The following is an 18125-nucleotide window of genomic DNA, read 5'->3' on the forward strand; positions in this document are numbered from 1 at the left end:
TTGATTGCTCGTTCCCTATTGCGCCTTGCGGGCGATCAATGCGTTTTCGCGATTGATTTTGTTGGAAAGCACGACTGAATAGGTCACGCTTTCGATTTCTTCGATCCTGGCAAGCTCGTCGATGAGCGCTTCCAGATCTTCCAAAAAATTGACGTTCACGCGGCAGAGAATATTGGCCGGGCCGCTGATCGCGTCGGCGGTCAGGATCTCGGGATAGCCGCGCAATACTGCAAACAGCCTCTGTGTCGCGCGCAGGGCGGTGGTGATGAAGATATAGGCTGAAACACTTTGATCCATCTCGCGACGGCCGACGATCGCACGATAGCCAAGGATGACGCCACGGCGTTCCAGCCGCTCAATACGCTCCTGAACACTTGAGCGCGCGAGGCCGACGCGTCGCGCCAATTCACTGGCCGTTACGCGTGCGTTTTCCTCCAGTATGCTGAGCAGATTGCGGTCAATACTGTCGCCGTAGTCCATGTCGTTCCCACTTTCTTTTATGGGAAGACTGGGGCCAAATTTTCCCAAAGAAAAGCATTGAAAAATGGGTTCTTCATGACTTTTATTCATGTTGATCAACAGGAGCTTCGTCATGCGCCGTTTTCTGCCGTCCTTGAGCGCCCTGCATGCATTCGATGCATCTGTGCGTCACCTGAGCTTTACCAAGGCTGCCGAGGACATGGGGATCACGCAGAGCGGCATCAGCCGGCAAATCAAGAACCTTGAAGATTTTCTTGGTCTTACCCTGTTCGAGCGAGCCGGCCCGAAGCTGATCCTGACGGAGGAGGGCGCGCGCTATTATGATGAAATTTCGCGCCTGCTCGACAAGTTGGAAGATGCCTCCATCGATGCCGTCCGCGGTCGAAAGGCGCAAAGCATGCTGAAGATCGGCTTTCCGCCGACATTGATGCGGCGCTGGGGTGCTGTGATGCTGACTGCCTTTGCAGCCGCGCATCCTCAAACATGGTTCGAGGTCTATCCCTGTCGTCACGATCTCGATTTCGCGGCATCCGAGCTGGATCTTGCGTTCGTGCGCGGCACGGGCAATTGGAGCGGGGCGCGCAGTCAGTTGCTCTTCGACGAGGAGTTGATCGTGGTTGGAGCGCCGAATCTGGTGCCATTGCAAGGCCTGCCAAACGACGAGGCGCTGCTGGAATATCCGTTGATCCAGAATTCCAGCCGTCCGAGCCTGTGGTTGCATTGGCTGCGAGGCGCGGGCGTGCACTACAAGAGCCGCATCTACGGTCCGCGCTTGCCGAACTTCGATATGATCCTCGAATGCGCCATCAGCGGCATGGGGCTGGCAGTCGTTCCCGAGCTCCATGTGCGCACCGAACTGGCCGCGGGGGTTCTGAAGCCCGCTCTAAACAGGCTTCAGACATCGGGGGAGGGTTTTTATCTCTGTTTCCCACAGGCACGGATGAACTCGGCTAATGTGCGAATCTTCCGCGATTGGTTCGCCACCGAATTCACCCGCCGGCGGCAATTCTTGCCCCCGGTTTTTCCGTTTGATCAAAAATAGGCCTTCTCCACCGGCTGCAGTTCGAGAGGGTCTTCTCCCCGTTTCAACAGCCAGGAGTAGACCGGAGGTACCCGGTCTGCGATGGATTCGACATGTACGTCGATGAAGCACGGCCCGTCGTCGTAGGCAAAGGCGGCTGCGAGCGCGCCATCGAGTTCAGAAGCCGTTTTGGCTGTCCACGCCTTGAGACCATAGGCTTCCGCGATTGCCTGACCGCGGGGTGCCAGAAAATCCACGCCAAAGCACTGATTGTGGCCCTTGAGCCGGTGGAGGCCCTTGATCCAGCCGAATGTTCCATTGTTGAAGAGGATAAGGATTGCCGGCACCTGCAGGCGCACCAGCGTTTCCAGTTCGCCGACCGTCATGCCGAACGATCCGTCACCGAAGAGACCGATCGGCCTCTTGGACGGATCGGCTCGCCAGGCCCCGACTGTGGCGGGAAGCGCCGAACCGAGGCCACCAAAGGCACGTGGTATGGCAAAGCGGGTCTCGCGGTCGTTGATTTTGAGAAAGCGCGTCATGTAGGGGGTCGGCGTTCCGGCGTCGGAGTAAATAAGCGCGGGTTTGCCGGAAGATTGCAGGGCTTGATTGAAAGCACGCACGGCGCGCTCGGGTCGTAGCGGAACGCGTTCGTCGGAAAGCGCCTCCTTGGCGTGCTCCCAAAAGATTTGCCGGCGCCGGTTGAGCTCGCTGACCCAGGCTTCGTGCCGAGAGGGCTCGATGGCCGCTTTCAACTCCAGCAACTCCTTGAGGACCAGCAGAGCATCTCCCTGAATGGACAGCAGATTCTCGTAGTTGTTTGCCATGATCTCGGGCGAGACGTCGATTTGCGCCAGCCGCCTGTTGAGGGTGATCCGCGGGAAGGTCCAGCCGATGGTCACGACCGAGCCGATGCGCGAGCCCACGAACAGCGTGAAATCGGAATGTTCAAGCGCCCAGTTCGCATGCGGATGATATCCGTTGTCGCCGATGACGCCGATCGCAAGGCGATGGTCGTCATCGATTGCCCCCTGGCCGGTCATCGTCGTACACATCGGCATGTTGAATTTCTCGGCAAGCCGGGTGATCTCGTCACCTGCACGGGCGCGGTTCACCCCGCCTCCCGCCACGATCAGCGGTCGCTCGGCCCTGGAAAGAAGTTCCAGCAGCTCTTCGAGTTTTGAGCGCGGCGGCAGCGTGGGATAAGCAGGGAAGGTGCGGCATTCTTCCTCGACATGCAGGGATATCCGGGTCAGGTCTATCTCGGCCAGCAGCATATCCTCGGGGATCTGCAGGTGCACGGCGCCAGGCTTGCCGGAGCAGGCGACACGAAAAGCTCGGCGGATGATTTCGGGCAGCTTTTCCGGCGTCTTTACCTGCACGGACAGCTTTGTGACCGGTTCGAACAGTTTCGCGCAATCCAATTCCGTCAGGACGCCGCGTCCCTCGCCGGGCAGTGGAATGTCGATGGTCAGCAGGATTACCGGCACCGACGATCCGTTCGATTCAGCGACCGGCGGCAAGGAATACATCGCGCCGGCGCCCGATGGGCATTCAAACACGCCTGGCTTGTTGGTGAACCGTCCATAAGCATCCGCCATGAAGCCGGCAGAGCGCTCATCGCGGGCCATCACATGGCGTATCTCGCCTTCGCGGTGCTGGAGCGCTTCATAGAGCGGCACGTTGGTATCTCCGGGGACACCAAAGATCGTATCAACCCCGTATCCGATGAGCATGTCTACCAGAATGTCAGCACCGCGCATTCGTCTCTCCTGTGTCTCGCTGCGATGATCAGGATAACGAGGCGGAGGTTTGCCGGGGACCGGCAAATCGGCGGCTTGAAGCGGCAGGCGCCGGCAATCTGCAGGCTCTGTCCTTGAGATTGCATGGGGCTGCCGTCCGCCGAGTGCATCGCAATCGAATCCGCGCTGCGACTTACCAAGCGAGACGTTATCGATTGCTGTCGTGAGATGGTGAGGCGACCGATCCGCGCTCGATCAAGCCTGTTTTGATGGCGGTTCGCCCGACGGGCAGATCCTTGCCGTTCAGCCGCGAGATCAGGCGCTCGGCCGCCGTCTTTCCCATTTCGTAGACGGGCTGGTCGACGACCGTAATCGGCGGTGTCGTGACGGTCGTCCAGTCCGCATCAAGGAAAGAGATCATCGATATATCGCGCGGCATGGACAATCCCTGTTTTTGCAAGGTCTTGAAGACCCTGAGCCCGACGAGACTGTCCGACGCTATGATGGCGGTCGGGGGCGCTGCATCTTGCAGCAGGCTCTTGACGACATCATCCGTCCTTGACTGGTCGGTCGCGCCGAGCCGCACGTAATATAGCGCGTTCTCGATGCCCGCATCGGCCTGCTCCTTCAACATGCCATCAACGCGTTCTCGCACGGCAGAATTGGAAATGCTGCTGATATCGCCAAGGGGTTCGCTCCTGGCATCCATCGCTGATATATAGGCGATCCGCCTATGCCCGATGCCGAGAAGATGACGGGTTGCGATCATGGCGGCATCGAAGTCATCGCCCGTCACGGCGTCGACGCCGAGCTCCGGAATGTTGCGGTCAAAGAGGACGAGAGGTACGCCGACACGGCGTATGTCCCGGAGATGCTCCATTCGGTCGCAGCGGGCCGGCGTCACGATCAATCCATCGACGCGCTTGCCGATGAGCAGGTCGACCGCCGACTTTTCTGCATCAAGTTCTTCACCGGAATTGGCAATGATCACATTGAAGCCGGCCATGCGCGCGGCATCGCTGATGCCCCGGACGGCAAGGCTGAAGAAGGCATTTTCGATATCGCCGACCACGACCCCGATGATGCCGGATTTGCCTGTCGTCATGCTTCGGGCAAGTTCGTTCGGCCGGTATTCGAGCGCCGCCGCAGCGGCGAGCACCTGCTCGCGAACCTTGTCGCTGACGACGCCATAGCCGCCGAGCACGCGGGCTGCGGTCGCCTTCGAGACCTTCGCGGCCCTGGCAACATCGGCGACAGTTACGGAGCGTTTCGAGGTGAGGGGCTCTTCCATGGGATGACGATTACAAGAGTTGTTGACGGGCGGTCAATCTGAAGTTAACAAATAGCATTGAGACCGGTCTCTTTTTGCATGATACCGGTCTCTTGTCCAGAAAGTCTCTTGCTGCCGCAAGGAGTGGAGATGCGGACGCACATGCATGAATGCCGATAAGAGCATCCTTCAGAGCGGAGAACGAACATGAAATTATCCAGCATTTTCTCGGCCATCGCCGCGCCTCTGCGCGCTGGCGTGCTCGCCTATATCGTCGCAGCAAGCGTCGGCCCGGCCGCCGCTGCCGACAATCCTTATAATCTGATCGATCCGAACGTCATCAGCGTCGGCACGATGGGAGATTCCAAGCCCTACACCTTCACGACGGCCGACGGGCAATTCACCGGCTTCGATATCGAGCTCTTTCTGAACGTCGTTTCCCGCATGGGCTTTCCCAAGGACAAGGTGACGTTTACCGGCCAGGAGTTCTCGGCCTTGCTGCCCTCCGTTGCCAACCAGCGTTTCGACGTCGCCGTGGCGGCGATCGGAACGACCGAGGCACGCAAGAAGACGGTCGACTTCTCCGATGGCTATCTCGCCGGCTATCTCTCGGTTCTGACATCGGATGCCTCGATCAAGGATGCAGCCGGCCTCAAGGGCAAGCGCCTCGGCGTCGTGCAGGGCACGCTGCAGGAGGTCTATGCCACGAAGAATTTCACCGGCACCGATCTCGTCAAATTTCCGGACAACAATTCTGCCGTGGCGGCGCTGAACAACGGCACCATCGACGCGCATTTCCTCGATTATGAAGCAGCCAAACAATATGGTGAGCGCTATCCGGCACTGAAGATTGCCGTGAATATCCCATCCTTCGACGCACCGGCGGGCTTCGTCGTCCACAAGGGCAACGACGCCTTCCGGCTGGCGCTCAACAAGGCGCTGCACGAAGCGATGCAGGACGGCACATGGAAGACGCTCTATGAGAAGTGGTTCCCCGGCTCGCCGATGCCCGATCAATATCTTCCCAAGAAGTAAGGCCGCGCCGCTGCCCGGCTTGCCGGGCGGCGGCATTCACCTGCTTCACGAATTTCATGGGGAATTGAATGGATTGGCTTGAAAATCTCCGTCGCAGCTTCCTCGATTGGGATGCGATGGCAGAAGTCCTGCCGAGCATGATCACGGTCGGACTGAAGAACACACTCATCCTGGCGGCAGCCTCCACCGTGCTCGGCGTCATCATCGGCATGGTGCTGGCCGTTATGGGCATTTCGCAGTCCCGTTGGCTGCGGCTGCCGGCACGCATCTACACCGATATTTTTCGCGGCCTGCCGGCGATCGTGACGATCCTCATCATCGGCCAGGGCTTTGCCCGCATCGGCCGCGAGATCTTCGGGCCGTCGCCTTTTCCGCTTGGCATCATCGCGCTGAGCCTGATTGCAGGCGCCTATATCGGTGAGATCTTTCGATCGGGCATTCAAAGCGTCGAGCGTGGTCAAATGGAAGCCTGCCGCGCGCTGAGCATGAGCTACGGGCAGGGCATGCGGCTGATCGTCATTCCGCAAGGGGTGCGGCGCGTCCTGCCCGCCCTCGTCAACCAGTTCATCGGCAACGTCAAGGATTCAAGCCTTGTCTACTTCCTGGGGCTGCTGGCCTCAGAGCGCGAAATCTTTCGCGTCGGCCAGGATCAGGCTGTGGTGACGGGCAATCTCTCACCTCTGCTGCTGGCCGGCATCTTCTACCTGATCATCACCGTGCCGTTGACGCATCTCGTCAACTATATCGACGCACGTCTGCGCCTTGGACGGCAGGGGCGCGGCTCCGGTGGCACAAGCGGCCTTGTCGAGGTCGGCGAGCTGGAGGCCGCTTCGGGTACCGGGATGCCTTCCGACGCCGCTGCTTCGCGTTTCAAGGGTGGGGCCGTTCAAATTCGCGATCTCAGCATGTCCTATGGCGATCTCGAAGTGCTGAAGGGCATCGATCTCGACATAGCCAGAGGCACGGTAACCTGCATCATCGGGCCTTCCGGCTCCGGCAAGTCGACGCTTCTCCGGTGCCTCAATCGGCTGGTGGAGCCGAAGCGCGGTGATATCGAGCTGGATGGCGAAAGCATCCTCTCCATGAAGCCGGAAAGCCTGCGCCGCCGCGTCGGCATGGTATTCCAGCACTTCAATCTCTTTCCGGATCATACTGCGCTTGAAAACGTCATGCTGTCGCTGACGAAGATCAAGAGGATGCCGAAAGCTGAGGCGCGGCGGATTGCCGAGACCCGTCTTGCGGAAGTGGGACTTGCCGGGCGCAAGGACCACCGCCCAGCCGGTCTTTCCGGCGGCCAGCAGCAGCGTGTCGCCATTGCCCGCGCCCTTGCCATGGATCCGGAAGTCGTCCTCTTCGACGAGGTCACGAGCGCGCTCGATCCGGAGCTGGTCAAGGGCGTGCTCGACCTGATGGCCAATCTCGGGCGCCAGGGCATGACCATGGCGGTCGTTACTCACGAAATGGGATTTGCCCGCAGGGTCGCCGATCAGGTCGTCTTCATGGATGAAGGCCGCATCGTTGAAGCCGGTCCGCCGCAACAGATCTTCGACAATCCGCAAAGCGAACGGCTGAAACGCTTCCTCGCCGAGGTCCTCTGACAAACGGGCCGGCGAGAAATCAGACGGCCCTTCGATCGTAACATTCCCTACTGACAAGGTTTTCCAACATGCATGCTCCCACTCGTTCTTCAAAAGTCGTTGTTGTCGGCGGCGGTATCTTCGGTGTTTCCACGGCCGTTCATCTCGCGCGGCTTGGCGTTCAGACAACGCTGATCAACGACGGCCCACTGGCGAATGGCGCATCGGGCCGCTCGCTCGCCTGGCTCAATTCCGCAAGGCGCCGCTCCGATGCCTATCATCGGCTGCGTCTCGCCGGCATCGACCGCTATCGCACGCTTTCCGCAAGATATCCGGACGCGGCATGGCTACGCTTCGACGGCGGCCTGACCTGGGATGCCGACGAAGCCGATAACGACATTGCCGCCGTCTTCGATTACGAGCGTGACCTTGGCTATCATGCACAATTGCTGACGTCGGGTGAGATTGCGAAAGTGACGCCGGGAGTCGATGCAAGCGCCGTCACGCAGCAGGGGGCAATCTTCAATCCGGGCGAGGGCTGGGTCGATCTGCCGTCCCTGATTGGCGTTCTTGCCGAAGAGTTTCGGGCATTGGGCGGCGAAATCGTCACCGATGCCGGCCGGGCGGCTATCAAGGTGGAGGATGGCTGCGCCCGCGGCGTCACGACTGCGAATGGCGCCCATTGGACCGCCGATGCTGTATTGTTGGCGGCCGGCGGCGAGGTGCCGGCGATCGTTGCGGAAGCCGGTCAGCATATTGGCGACGATACGCCGATCGCTCTTCTCGTCCGGACGAAGCCGGTCAAGCATCCCCTGAAGGCTGTGCTGAATACGCCGAAAGTTGCCATCCGGCCCACTCCTGACGGCGCTTTTGCGCTCGATTCGGCCTGGTCCGAAGAAGAGGTTATCGTAAAGGACGATGGCAGCTATGAAATCAAGCCTTCGACACTCGAAGGGCTGCTGCAGGAAGCCTCAAAGGTCTTGGAAGGGAACCCGAAGCTCGAAATCGGCGACTACGGCGTTGGCCCCAAGCCCATTCCGGGTGATGGCGAGCCGGTTTTCGGCGAATTGCAGGCCATACCGGGCTATTTCGTTGCCTTCAGCCATAGCGGTGCCACTCTCGGTCTGATCGCAGGCGAACTGCTTGCCGACGAGATCGCCACTGGCAAGCGTCATCCGCTTCTGACCTCTTTCCGGCCGGAACGCTTTGCCAGATAGTTTGGTCGGAAAGGCAACCGACAGGTTCAAGGGTGTCCGTGAAGCGCACGCAAGCGATCTTCACGGTCAAACCTGTCGCGCCTGCCGGTATTTCGGCCTTCTCCTGATGTCGAGGATGTTGGCGGCGATCAGGCATGCGGCGGCAAGGGAACGCCTGCCAGTTTGGTCTTGATCCAATCCGAAATACGATAATAGCGCAGCGTCAGCTTCGGACCGTAATTCATATAGAAGGGAGCCGCCGAAAGCGGCTCCAGCTTCAGCGACAGGTCTTTTTCCGGTACGCCTCTGGCCCATTCCGAAAGGATTCCGCCGAGCATGCTGCCCGTTGGTACGCCGCGGCCGGACAGGCCGGTCAGCGCCACGACGCCTGGCGCCAGATCGTAGAGGCGGGGGATGGTGCGGTATTGCATGTCCAGCTCGCCAAACCAGAAATATTCCCAGCGGATCTCCTGTTTGATCTGCGGATGCAGCCATTTCAACCGGTCGCTCATGACCTGCCGCGTATAGTCCATGTCGCGGCCGCGCCGTCCCATCGGGAACATGGAGGCGACGATCCGGCCCTCGGCATTGTATTTGTAGACATAGATATCGCCACGCCCATCGTGGATGGTGGTGTTGCGCGGGAGCACCGACAGCCGCTCGTCGTCGGAAAGCGGCTGGGTAGCAGCCACGAAGACCCTCTGGATCTTGAAGGTCCGATCGAGTTTCGGCCAGCCGCCGACAGTATAGGCGCCCGTCGCGAAGATCACCTTGTCGGCAAAGACCTTCCCCTTCGGCGTGCTGACCGCCCAGCCGCCCGCCACGCGCTCGCATCCCGTCACCGGCGAATCGGTGTGAATAACGCCGCCTTCCTGGATGACAGCGCGTGCGAGACCGCGGGAATAGCCGAGGGGATTAAGATGGCCGGCCTCTTCATGCAGCCAGCCGCCGTGGAAGCGCGGGCTGCCGGTGATCGCTGCAACCTCGTCCCTGCCGATGGCTCGCGTTTTCGCGCCGACGGCATTGTAGGTGCGAACCTTCTCCTCGATTGTCTTCATCAGGCGGGGGTAAAGCGCGCCCATGACATAGCCGTTCTGCTGCCATTCGCATTGGATCTGGTACTGACGGATCATGCTGGAGACACGGTCGTTGGCGCGCGTCTGCCGGGCGATCAATCGCTCGGCCCAGGGCTCGCCCAGCATGGAGCGCAGTTCCGGCAGGCTGTAATGGGTGAAAGTCGGCGTGCAGTGCCCGGCGTTGCGGCCCGAGCCGCCGAAGCCGATTTCCTCCTTTTCGAGAAGCACGACGCTTGTGCCGCTCCTTGCAAGCTCAAGAGCGGTGGTTAGCCCCGTATAGCCGCCACCGACGATGCAGACATCTGCCTTGATCGTGCCTTCCAGCTCCGTTGTATCGGGTGCAGGGGCCGCCGTGGCGTACCACAGGGTTGTTTTGAACGGCGAAAATTTCGTCATCCCGCATCCTCAATGCAGATCGCTGCGGGCATCGAGTGCATCGCGCAGGCCGTCGCCAATGAAGTTGAAGCTGGTGACGGCAAGCGTGATGGCGACACCCGGAACGATGGCCAGCCATGGCGCGCTGGCGAGATATTGCTGGGCGCCGTTCAGCATATTGCCCCAGCTCGGGAGCGGCGGCTGGATACCGTAGCCGAGGAAGCTGACATAGGCTTCGAGCAGGATGGCGCGGGCGACTGTCAGCGTAGCGGCGACGATGATCGGGCCGATGGCGTTCGGCAGCAGTTCGCGAAACATGATCCATCTGTTGGAGAGGCCGAGCATGCGCGCGGCGAGCACGAAATCGCGTTCGCGCAGCGATCGTACTTCCGCCTCGACGATGCGCGCGGTCTCCATCCAGCTCGTCACCGCGATGATGACGGTGATCATGAACGGGCTCGGCTTGATGAAGGCGGCCAGCGCCAGCAGCAGGAAGATGCTGGGAAAGGATAGAAAGGCATCGACGAAGCGCATCAGCAATATCCCGATGCGCCCACCGTAATAGCCGGCGACCACACCGATCACCGTGCCGATCAGGGTGCTGAGCACCATCGCGAAGAAGCCGACGAGGAGCGAAATCCGGCCAGCCATGAACAGGCGTACCGCAACGTCGCGCCCGAGCGGGTCGGTGCCGAAAATATGGTAGCCAGCCGCGAAGGGCGGTGCGAAACGAGCCCGCAGGTCGATATAGAGCTCGTCATAGGGAAGCAGCGACGGCCCGAGCAGGCAGGCAAGGACTATGAGCGTGATCATTGCCACGCCGAGGAGCGCGAGCCTATGGCGGACGAAACGGCGCAAGGTCCGATTTTGCCACCAGCGCGAATGGGCGAATAATGATTGCGAAAGGGTTGCGGGGGAGGAGGAAGACATGGCGTTTCTCCTAACCAAGCCGGACGCGCGGATCGACGAAGGCGACGAGCAGATCCGCAAGCAGATTGCCGATCAGCACGAATATTGCGGAGAACATCAGGAGGCCCATGACGACCGGATAGTCGCTGTAGCCAAGGCTATCGAGGAAAAGCCGGCCCATTCCCGGCCAGGTGAAGACGGTCTCCGCCACCAGAGCGCCGCCGAGAATGGTCGGCAATTGCAGGCCGGCAAGCGTGATCATCGGCAGTAGCGCGTTGCCGACGACATGGCGCATCAGGACGCGCCGGGGCGAGAGGCCCTTGGCCCTAGCGGTGCGTACGAAATCCTGGTTGATGACCTCGAGCGTGGCGGTGCGCATGTAACGGCTCCAGACCGCGATGTTGACAAGCGCAAGCACGAGGCTCGGCATGATCAGATGGATCGCATAGTCACCGAGCGAGCCGTTGCCGACCGTGTACATGTTGCCGGCCGGCAGCCATTTCAGCTTCAGCGAGAAGATATAGATGGCGACGAGACCGAACCAGAAGGTCGGTATCGACAGCGCCACCATGGCGCCGACGGTGGCGCTGTAATCAAAGATCGAATAGCGGCGGGTTGCCCCCTTGATGCCGATCCAGGTGCCGATCGCGATCGAGATCACCATCGATGTGCCCATCAGCAGCAGCGTGGCGAAGAGATGGCCGAAAATGATCGACAGTACCGGCTGGTTGTCGCGGTAGGAGCGGCCCCAGTCGCCCATCAGCAGATGTCTCAGCCAGTCGAGATATTGGATCGGCAGCGGCCGGTCGAGGCCCATCTGTGCGGCGATCCTGTCGAGCGCTTCCTTGGTCATGCCTGGCGTCAGCGTATATTGCGACAGCGGACCGCCGGGAGCGAGGGTAAGGACGGCAAAGCCGATCATCGATACGAGGAGCAGCAGCACCAGGCTCTGCCACAGGCGGCTCAGGAGATAGCGCAACATGGCATTCGTCTCCGATGGTTGCGGAATGTGAAGCGATCAACCCTTCGACGCTTCGGCCGAAGGGCTGGAACAAGCAGCAGCCTATGCCTTGGCCCAATACCAAGTGCCCACATTCCAGCTGTCGATGCGCACGTTGATGTTGGGTGTGACGTTTTCGACCCCCACCTTATGGCCGCGCACGGTCGCATACTGGAATAGCGGCAGGAAGGGCAGGTCGTGGCGCATGATCTCCTGGATCTTCTGGTAGACCTTCTTGCGTTCCTCCGGCACGAAGATCTGGCCGCCTTCCGCCAGGAGCTTGTCGACCTCAGGATTGGCATATTGCCAGGAGTTCTGGCCGGCTCCGCCCTTGGCGGTGATCGCCGTGGAGCGGAAATAATCCGAGGTGTCGGGATCGGAGCCGGTCTGGAAGTTGATGCCGACGATGACGGAATCGAACTTCGACATTGTCCAATAGTCGCCCCACATGACCGCCGGCGGCAGGTTGGAGATGGTGAGCTCCACGCCGATGTCCTTGAACGTCTGCTGCATGAACTGCTGCACCTGTTCACGGATATGATTGCCGGCGGTGGTGGAGTTGGTGAAGGAAAGCTTGACGCCATCTTTCACGCGAATGCCGTCGGGACCGGGCTTCCAGCCGGCGTCGTCAAGGATCTTCTTGGCCTTGTCGGTACTGAATTCCTGCTTCGGCAGGTCTGGATTGTAATAGAAGGACTGCTGCGGGATGTAGCTCTCGGTCGGTGTCGGCAGGCCGTAGTAGAGCGCATCGATGATTGTCTGCTTGTCGATCGCGTAGTAAAGCGCCTCGCGCACCGCCGGATCCTTGAATTGCGGCTTCTCCATGTTGAAGCCGACGGATTCGACCGTGGCGGCCGGAACCACGGCAACAGCCTTCCCATCCAGCCCCTTGGCCTCGTCATAGTGATCCGGGGTGATCCATTGCAGGCCGACGACGTCGATATCGCCGGTCTTGAACTGCGTATACAGCACCGTCAGGTCGGGAACATATTTATAGACCAGGGTTTCGAGATAAGGGCCGGTGCCGAAATAGTCGCTATTGGCCGCGAGCGTGATGTGATCGCCGGGCACGCGCTCGACCCATTTGAACGGGCCTGTGCCGATGGGTGCATTGTTGAAGGGGGCGGTGTTCTTGTCCTTCTCCGCACCAAGGATATGCTTTGGCACGATGAAGGTCATGGCGAGGATCGACGGGTAGGGCGCAAACGGCTTTTCCATCCGCCAGGTGATTTCCGTCGGCGAGACGACGGTCAGGTCGCGCACCAGCTCGTGGCCGGTCTTGCGCCAGCTGCGGAAGTTAGGATCGACCATGAGTTCGAGGGTGAACTTGACGTCTTCGGCGGTAAACGGTGTGCCGTCATGCCACTTCACGCCATCGCGCAGCTTGACCTTCCAATGAAGGCCGTCGGCCGAGATCCCGCCGTTTTCGACTGTCGGGACTTCGGTTGCAAGCGAAGGGGAAAACTTGCCCTCCGGTGTGACGGTAAAGAGCGGATCGAAGACACTGAAATGGATGCCCTCGTCGACTTCGATGTGGATCAGATGCGGATTGAAGACGGTGGGCTCCTGCGAGAAGCCGATGACAAGCTGGCCGGTCGGCTTGGCGGGCGGTGCCGCGAAAGCTTCGCCGCGACCGAGGATATTGGGCATGATCAGCCCGGAGGCGCCGAGCGCCATCATAGTCAATGCCTGGCGGCGGGTTGGTTTCAGGAGGATGGTGTCATTTGCATCGGTCATGATCGTTCCCCTTTTTGTTGGTAGGATTTCGGCTGTTTTTCTCTTTCGTCTCTTTCGTCTTTGTACTGTCTGCCTGGTTCGGAGAGGTCAGAAACCACTGATCAGTTCGATCTTCGAACCGTCGTGGAAGCGGGAAAAGCGGAAGTTCTTGCGGTCGACCACCGGCGGCTTGCCGGTGACGATGTCGGCCATCAGCCGGCCGGCGGCCGGCCCGATGCCGAAGCCATGGCCGGAAAAGCCGGTGGCGATATGAAAGCCCGGAATACTGTCGATCGCATCGATCACCGGCACGGCATCCGGCGTCACGTCGATATAACCCGCCCAGCGCTGAGCGATCTCGGCCTTCTCGAAAACCGGAAAAGCTTTCTTGAGGTTGGCGAGCGCCGCATTCGAAAGCTTGGTGGAGGGTTTGGGGTCGAGGACGCGGCAATATTCGAAGGGGCTTGCCTCGTCCATCGCCCACCGATTGGGAATGCGCGCTTCGTCGAAGAACCGACCGGAAACGCGGAAGTTCAGCGAGCGCCATTCCTTTTTCAGCGCCGGCAGGAACTTGCCGGCGTAGCGGAAGGAACTCGGTACGATGTCCACGATGTTCTCATGGCCCGAAGCGATCGTGTAGCCGCCATCCTGACGCTTGCGCAGGGCAAAGCCGCTCGCCCAGATGGCTTGCTCGGGGCCGCCTTCCAGCGGCTTGGTGCGCAAGACGGAATTCATCACCTTCAACTGCGGCAGATCGAGCCCGAACATGCCGGCAAACAGGCTTGACCAGGCGCCGCCGGCAAGCACGACGGCCTTGCAGGCGATCGGACCACGTTCGGTGATGACGCCGGAGATGCGACCGCCGGCTGTCTCGATGCCGCGCACGGCGCATTCGGTCAGAATGGAGGCCCCCTTATCGCGGGCGGCCTCGGCAATGGCGGGGGCGGCTCGCTGCGGCTCGGCACGGCCGTCGGCAGCGGTAAAGAGCGCGCCCTTGAGCTCCATCTGCGTGCCGGGAAAGAGGTTCTTGAATTCGGCGCCGCTGATCATGCGGCTTTCCAGCTGGTAGCCTTCCAGATTGCGGTTCCAGCGCTCATGATCGGCATATTGCTTGTCATCCGCGCAGGTGAAGATGATACCGGCGCGCTTGTAGCCCGTGTCGCGGCCGGTACGTTTGTCGAGCGTGCTCCAGATGCGCAGGGCCTCCGCCATAAGGGGCACTTCGCGCGGATCGCGCCTGGAAATGCGTACCCAACCCCAGTTGCGGCTTGATTGCTCCTGGCCGATGCCGCCCTTCTCGCAAAGCGCGACCCGCAGACCCCGTTCGGCAAGTTCCAGCGTCGTCGAGGTGCCGATGATGCCACCGCCGATGACGACGACGTCGACTTCCCTGGGCAGTTCCGCATCCCCGTGAACGGGGACAACATAGGGGCCGGGCATGGTCAGAAGGACTCCTCTAACTGGCAATTGATGGTAAATTCGGCAACGCTTGCCTCGTTCGGCAAATCCATCAGCGTGGAAATGATGCGGGCGAGGTCGCGCGGATTGGTCATCTCGCTATCGGGCTTGCTCGTAAGCCCGCGCGCCATGTCGGTCGCGACGAAGCCGGGGCAGATGGCGGTAGCGCGGATGCCTAGATCAAAGCCGGTGTGGCGTATGGCATGGGCCAGCGCGACCGCCGCGAATTTGGAGACGGCATAAAGGCCGGAGTTTGCGGATTTCACCCGCTTTCCCGAAAGCGAAGCGACGATGATGACTCGGCCGCGCCCGCTTGAAGCAAGGGCGCCCCATGCGGATTTTGCAAGTCTTCGGGGTGCCTTGACGTTCACCTCGAGCAGACCGTCGAGGTCGGCATCATCGGCTTCGATCACGCTCTTCGCGATGCCAATGCCGGCATTGGCGACGACCGCATCGATACGCCCGAAGGTGCGAAGCGTCTCTTCCGCCCAGCGATCGGATGCGTCCGCATCGACGGCATCATAGGCAAAGGCGCCAACGCGTGCAGGGTCTGCCCATGCGGGCATTTCGGGACGGCGCATGCCGAGCGAAAGCCGCCATCCGTTGGCGGCAAGTTCCTCGGCGAGTGCCGCGCCGATCCCCCGGCTGGCACCGGATATCATTGCGACACGCTCCTCACTCATGCCCATGTTTGCTCTCCTATGGTTTGCCGGCTCACGATTGCGACACGATGCGCCGGTAAGTCCGTCGCAGTATGTCGATCAGGAGCCTGTGTTCTTCGTCGGTGATGTCGGAAAAGAATTCGCGGGATTGCTTGGTGACGATGGCACGCACGCGTTTTGCCAGTTCGTGACCTTTTTCCGTGATGTAGAGTTCCTGGGCGCGGCTGTCGTCCGCCGACGTCTCGCGCGTAAGGAGATCATGTGCTTCCATCTGTTCGATCAGCCTGCCGGTCGCCGAGCGGTCTTTCAGGATGATTTGCGCAATGGTGGAAGGCCGGATTCCCGGATTGTCGTCGACCAAGAACAGGGTAGTGATCTTTCCCGTTCCGCGGGCGACGTCCAGACCTTCCAGCTTCTCGTCCAGATCGCGCGAGACGGCAAGATTGATGCTGCGGATATAAAAGCTCAGCGTATCCTCCAGGACGTCGATATCAATGTCCTTGACGGAAGTTGGCGGGGCCTTGGTCGGCGGCATGGCTCGGAACCTTTGAAAGGCAACGAAACACCGTTCCCGCCACCGTCATGCCGTGGCAGGCTCATGATCGTTTGCGGCGGATCGTCGCTTGAAATCTCATGCTCATGAAAGGGCGGATAGTGGATAAATGCAACTATTTTTTCGCCCAATCAGATAAAAAATAATCAGCGCCGATGACTGCCTGTTTCTCAGGCATCAATCGCCGCTGGCGCGTGCACGAATGGTGGTAATTAAGCAGAAGCGGGCCGCATTCGGCGCTGCCATGCTTCGTACGATGGACGCTTTAGCCGACCGCTTCCCAGTCGCTGCCGGGGATGGCAGCCAGCAGGCTTTGAGTATAGGCATGCGACGGCGCGCGGAAGATCTGCGAAGGCGGACCATATTCGACGATCTCGCCCTTGTACATGACGGCGACTTCGTCACAGATCTGGCTGGCGACGCGCAGATCGTGAGTGATGAAGATCATCGCGACCTTGGTGTCCTGCTGGATTTCGGCAAGAAGCTTGAGGATTTGCGCCTGGATCGAGACGTCGAGAGCGGAGACTGCCTCGTCGGCCACCAGCAGCACTGGGTCGAACATCAAGGCGCGGGCGATGCCGATGCGCTGGCGCTGGCCACCGGAGAACTCATGGGGAAAGCGGTCAAAGGCACCTTCGTCGAGGCCGACGCGCTTGAGAAGACGCAGCGCCTTCGCCTTGGCCTCACGCATCGACAGGCCGTGCGCCATCGGTCCGACGGTGAGAATGCGGCCGATCGTATGGCGCGGGTTCAGCGAGGCGAATGGATCTTGAAAGATCATCTGCATATAAGGACGCAATGGCCGGAACTCGTCGTCTGACAGCGGAGCGATATCGCGGCCATCGAAGAGAATCCGACCGCTGTCCGAGCTCAAAAGCTTCAACAGGACGCGGCCGAGCGAGGATTTTCCGGAGCCGGACTCCCCGACCACACCCAATGTGCGTCCCTTGCGGATCGAGAAGCTGACGTCGTTGACCGCCTGCACCGTCCGCGATTTCGACAGGAAGCCGCTTCCCGCTTGATAGGTCTTGTTGAGCTTATCGACTTCCAGCACCACGGGCGCTTCGGCAATGGTTTCGCGACCGGCGGTCGTCATGCGGGGAACGGCCGCGATAAGACGCTGCGTATAGGGATGAACAGGCGCATTCAGCACCTGCGCCGCCGGTCCCTGTTCGACGAGGTGACCCTTCTCCATGACGATCACCCTGTCGGCAATCTCGGCGACCACCCCGAAATCATGGGTGATGAACATGACGCTCATCTTCTTGCGCGCCTGTATCTTGCGGATCAATTCGAGGATCTGGGCCTGCGTCGTCACGTCCAATGCCGTGGTCGGTTCGTCGGCGATCAGCACGTCCGGATCGAGCGCCAGCGCCATGGCGATCATCACGCGCTGCCGCTGCCCGCCGGACAGCCGGAAGGGATATTGATGCTGGAGAAGATCCGGATCGGGCAGGCCGACTTCGCCGAGCAGTTCCTTCACCTTCTGCCGCCGGCTTTCCGGCGTGCCGATCTTGTGAGCATCGAGAACCTCGATGATCTGGTCGCCGATCGTCATCAGGGGATTGAGTGCCGAGAGCGGGTCCTGGAAAATGATCGAAACGGCCCGTCCCCTCAGGCTTCGAAGGGTGGCAGCGTCGGCGCTTACGAGGTTCGCGCCCTTGAAGCGGATCATGCCTGCCGTTACCTTTATGATGGATGGCAGCAGGCCCATGATCGCGTTCGCGGTCACCGATTTTCCCGAGCCGGATTCACCGATGATGCAAAGGATCTCGCCTTGCATCAGGTCGAAGGTGATATCCTGCACCGCATGCACGCGTTCCATGTTCTTCGGAAGGCTGACCGTCAGACCGCGTACCGAGAGTACCGGATCGTTCGGCGGGACTCTATTTTGAGTATCGGATGGGATCACGGAAGGCCTCCTTGTTCTGAACCAGCGAACGCGCCCTCTCAGGGAGAGCTCATGAATTGTCAGATGCAAGAAGAATGCCGGTATTGCTGCCCTTAAGGCAAGTAAAGGAAATTCATCGGCGGATTTTTGCTGTCCATCACCCG

General features: G+C 60.4%; 15 protein-coding genes. 4 read left to right on the plus strand and 11 right to left on the minus strand.

Going from position 1 to position 18125, the window contains the following annotated elements; genetic code table 11:
• Positions 1–15: 15 nt before the first annotated feature.
• On the minus strand, positions 16–594 hold the full coding sequence (locus tag PH558_RS07100) for an Lrp/AsnC family transcriptional regulator (protein ID WP_285203025.1): 579 nt from the start codon (positions 592–594) through the stop codon (positions 16–18).
• Here PH558_RS07100 and PH558_RS07105 point away from each other — a divergent pair.
• Entirely contained in the window at positions 593–1522 is a 930-nt protein-coding gene (locus PH558_RS07105) for a LysR substrate-binding domain-containing protein (protein ID WP_285203026.1), read from the plus strand. The genes PH558_RS07100 and PH558_RS07105 overlap by 2 nt on opposite strands.
• Here PH558_RS07105 and PH558_RS07110 read toward each other — a convergent pair.
• The gene (locus PH558_RS07110) at positions 1513–3264 is read right to left on the minus strand and encodes a thiamine pyrophosphate-binding protein (protein ID WP_285203027.1); all 1752 of its coding nucleotides are present in this window, start codon (positions 3262–3264) and stop codon (positions 1513–1515) included. The two genes, PH558_RS07105 and PH558_RS07110, sit on opposite strands and share 10 nt — an antisense overlap.
• A 187-nt stretch (positions 3265–3451) precedes the next feature.
• Positions 3452–4534 carry a LacI family DNA-binding transcriptional regulator gene (locus tag PH558_RS07115; protein WP_285203028.1) on the minus strand — a complete coding sequence of 361 codons (1083 nt, stop codon included), beginning with the start codon at positions 4532–4534 and terminating at the stop codon, positions 3452–3454.
• 186 nt (positions 4535–4720) lie between these two features.
• Here PH558_RS07115 and PH558_RS07120 point away from each other — a divergent pair, with 186 nt between their 5' ends.
• From PH558_RS07120 to PH558_RS07130, 3 genes are all read left to right on the plus strand, one after another.
• Positions 4721–5548, plus strand: a complete 828-nt coding sequence (locus PH558_RS07120; RefSeq protein ID WP_095436971.1) for an ABC transporter substrate-binding protein — start codon at positions 4721–4723, stop codon at positions 5546–5548.
• A 68-nt stretch (positions 5549–5616) separates the two neighbouring features.
• Positions 5617–7146 carry an amino acid ABC transporter permease/ATP-binding protein gene (locus tag PH558_RS07125; protein WP_285203029.1) on the plus strand — a complete coding sequence of 510 codons (1530 nt, stop codon included), beginning with the start codon at positions 5617–5619 and terminating at the stop codon, positions 7144–7146.
• Positions 7147–7214: 68 nt separating this feature from the next.
• Positions 7215–8342, plus strand: coding sequence for an NAD(P)/FAD-dependent oxidoreductase (locus tag PH558_RS07130; RefSeq protein ID WP_113407508.1), 1128 nt, complete (start codon positions 7215–7217; stop codon positions 8340–8342).
• A gap of 128 nt (positions 8343–8470) precedes the next feature.
• Here the strand turns inward: PH558_RS07130 and PH558_RS07135 are convergent, their stop codons facing one another.
• The 8 genes from PH558_RS07135 to PH558_RS07170 form a co-directional block, all read right to left on the minus strand.
• Positions 8471–9793, minus strand: coding sequence for an NAD(P)/FAD-dependent oxidoreductase (locus tag PH558_RS07135; protein ID WP_113407509.1), 1323 nt, complete (start codon positions 9791–9793; stop codon positions 8471–8473).
• Positions 9794–9802: 9 nt separating this feature from the next.
• Complete coding sequence (locus tag PH558_RS07140) at positions 9803–10702, minus strand: ABC transporter permease (RefSeq protein ID WP_095436967.1); 900 nt, start codon at positions 10700–10702, stop codon at positions 9803–9805.
• Positions 10703–10712: 10 nt separating this feature from the next.
• Entirely contained in the window at positions 10713–11663 is a 951-nt protein-coding gene (locus PH558_RS07145; RefSeq protein WP_069614686.1) for an ABC transporter permease, read from the minus strand.
• A gap of 81 nt (positions 11664–11744) precedes the next feature.
• Positions 11745–13418, minus strand: coding sequence for a peptide ABC transporter substrate-binding protein (locus PH558_RS07150; RefSeq protein ID WP_285203032.1), 1674 nt, complete (start codon positions 13416–13418; stop codon positions 11745–11747).
• An 87-nt stretch (positions 13419–13505) separates the two neighbouring features.
• Entirely contained in the window at positions 13506–14837 is a 1332-nt protein-coding gene (locus PH558_RS07155; protein WP_285203034.1) for an NAD(P)/FAD-dependent oxidoreductase, read from the minus strand.
• Between the two features lie 2 nt (positions 14838–14839).
• Positions 14840–15538: an SDR family NAD(P)-dependent oxidoreductase gene (locus PH558_RS07160; RefSeq protein WP_285203788.1), complete on the minus strand. Its 699-nt coding sequence runs from the start codon at positions 15536–15538 to the stop codon at positions 14840–14842.
• Between the two features lie 31 nt (positions 15539–15569).
• The gene (locus tag PH558_RS07165) at positions 15570–16052 is read right to left on the minus strand and encodes a MarR family winged helix-turn-helix transcriptional regulator (protein WP_285203035.1); all 483 of its coding nucleotides are present in this window, start codon (positions 16050–16052) and stop codon (positions 15570–15572) included.
• A gap of 283 nt (positions 16053–16335) precedes the next feature.
• Entirely contained in the window at positions 16336–17979 is a 1644-nt protein-coding gene (locus tag PH558_RS07170) for an ABC transporter ATP-binding protein (protein WP_483314135.1), read from the minus strand.
• Positions 17980–18125: the final 146 nt, after the last annotated feature.

The organism is Rhizobium pantanalense (assembly GCF_030182525.1).
In the GTDB taxonomy this organism is placed as follows: domain Bacteria; phylum Pseudomonadota; class Alphaproteobacteria; order Rhizobiales; family Rhizobiaceae; genus Rhizobium.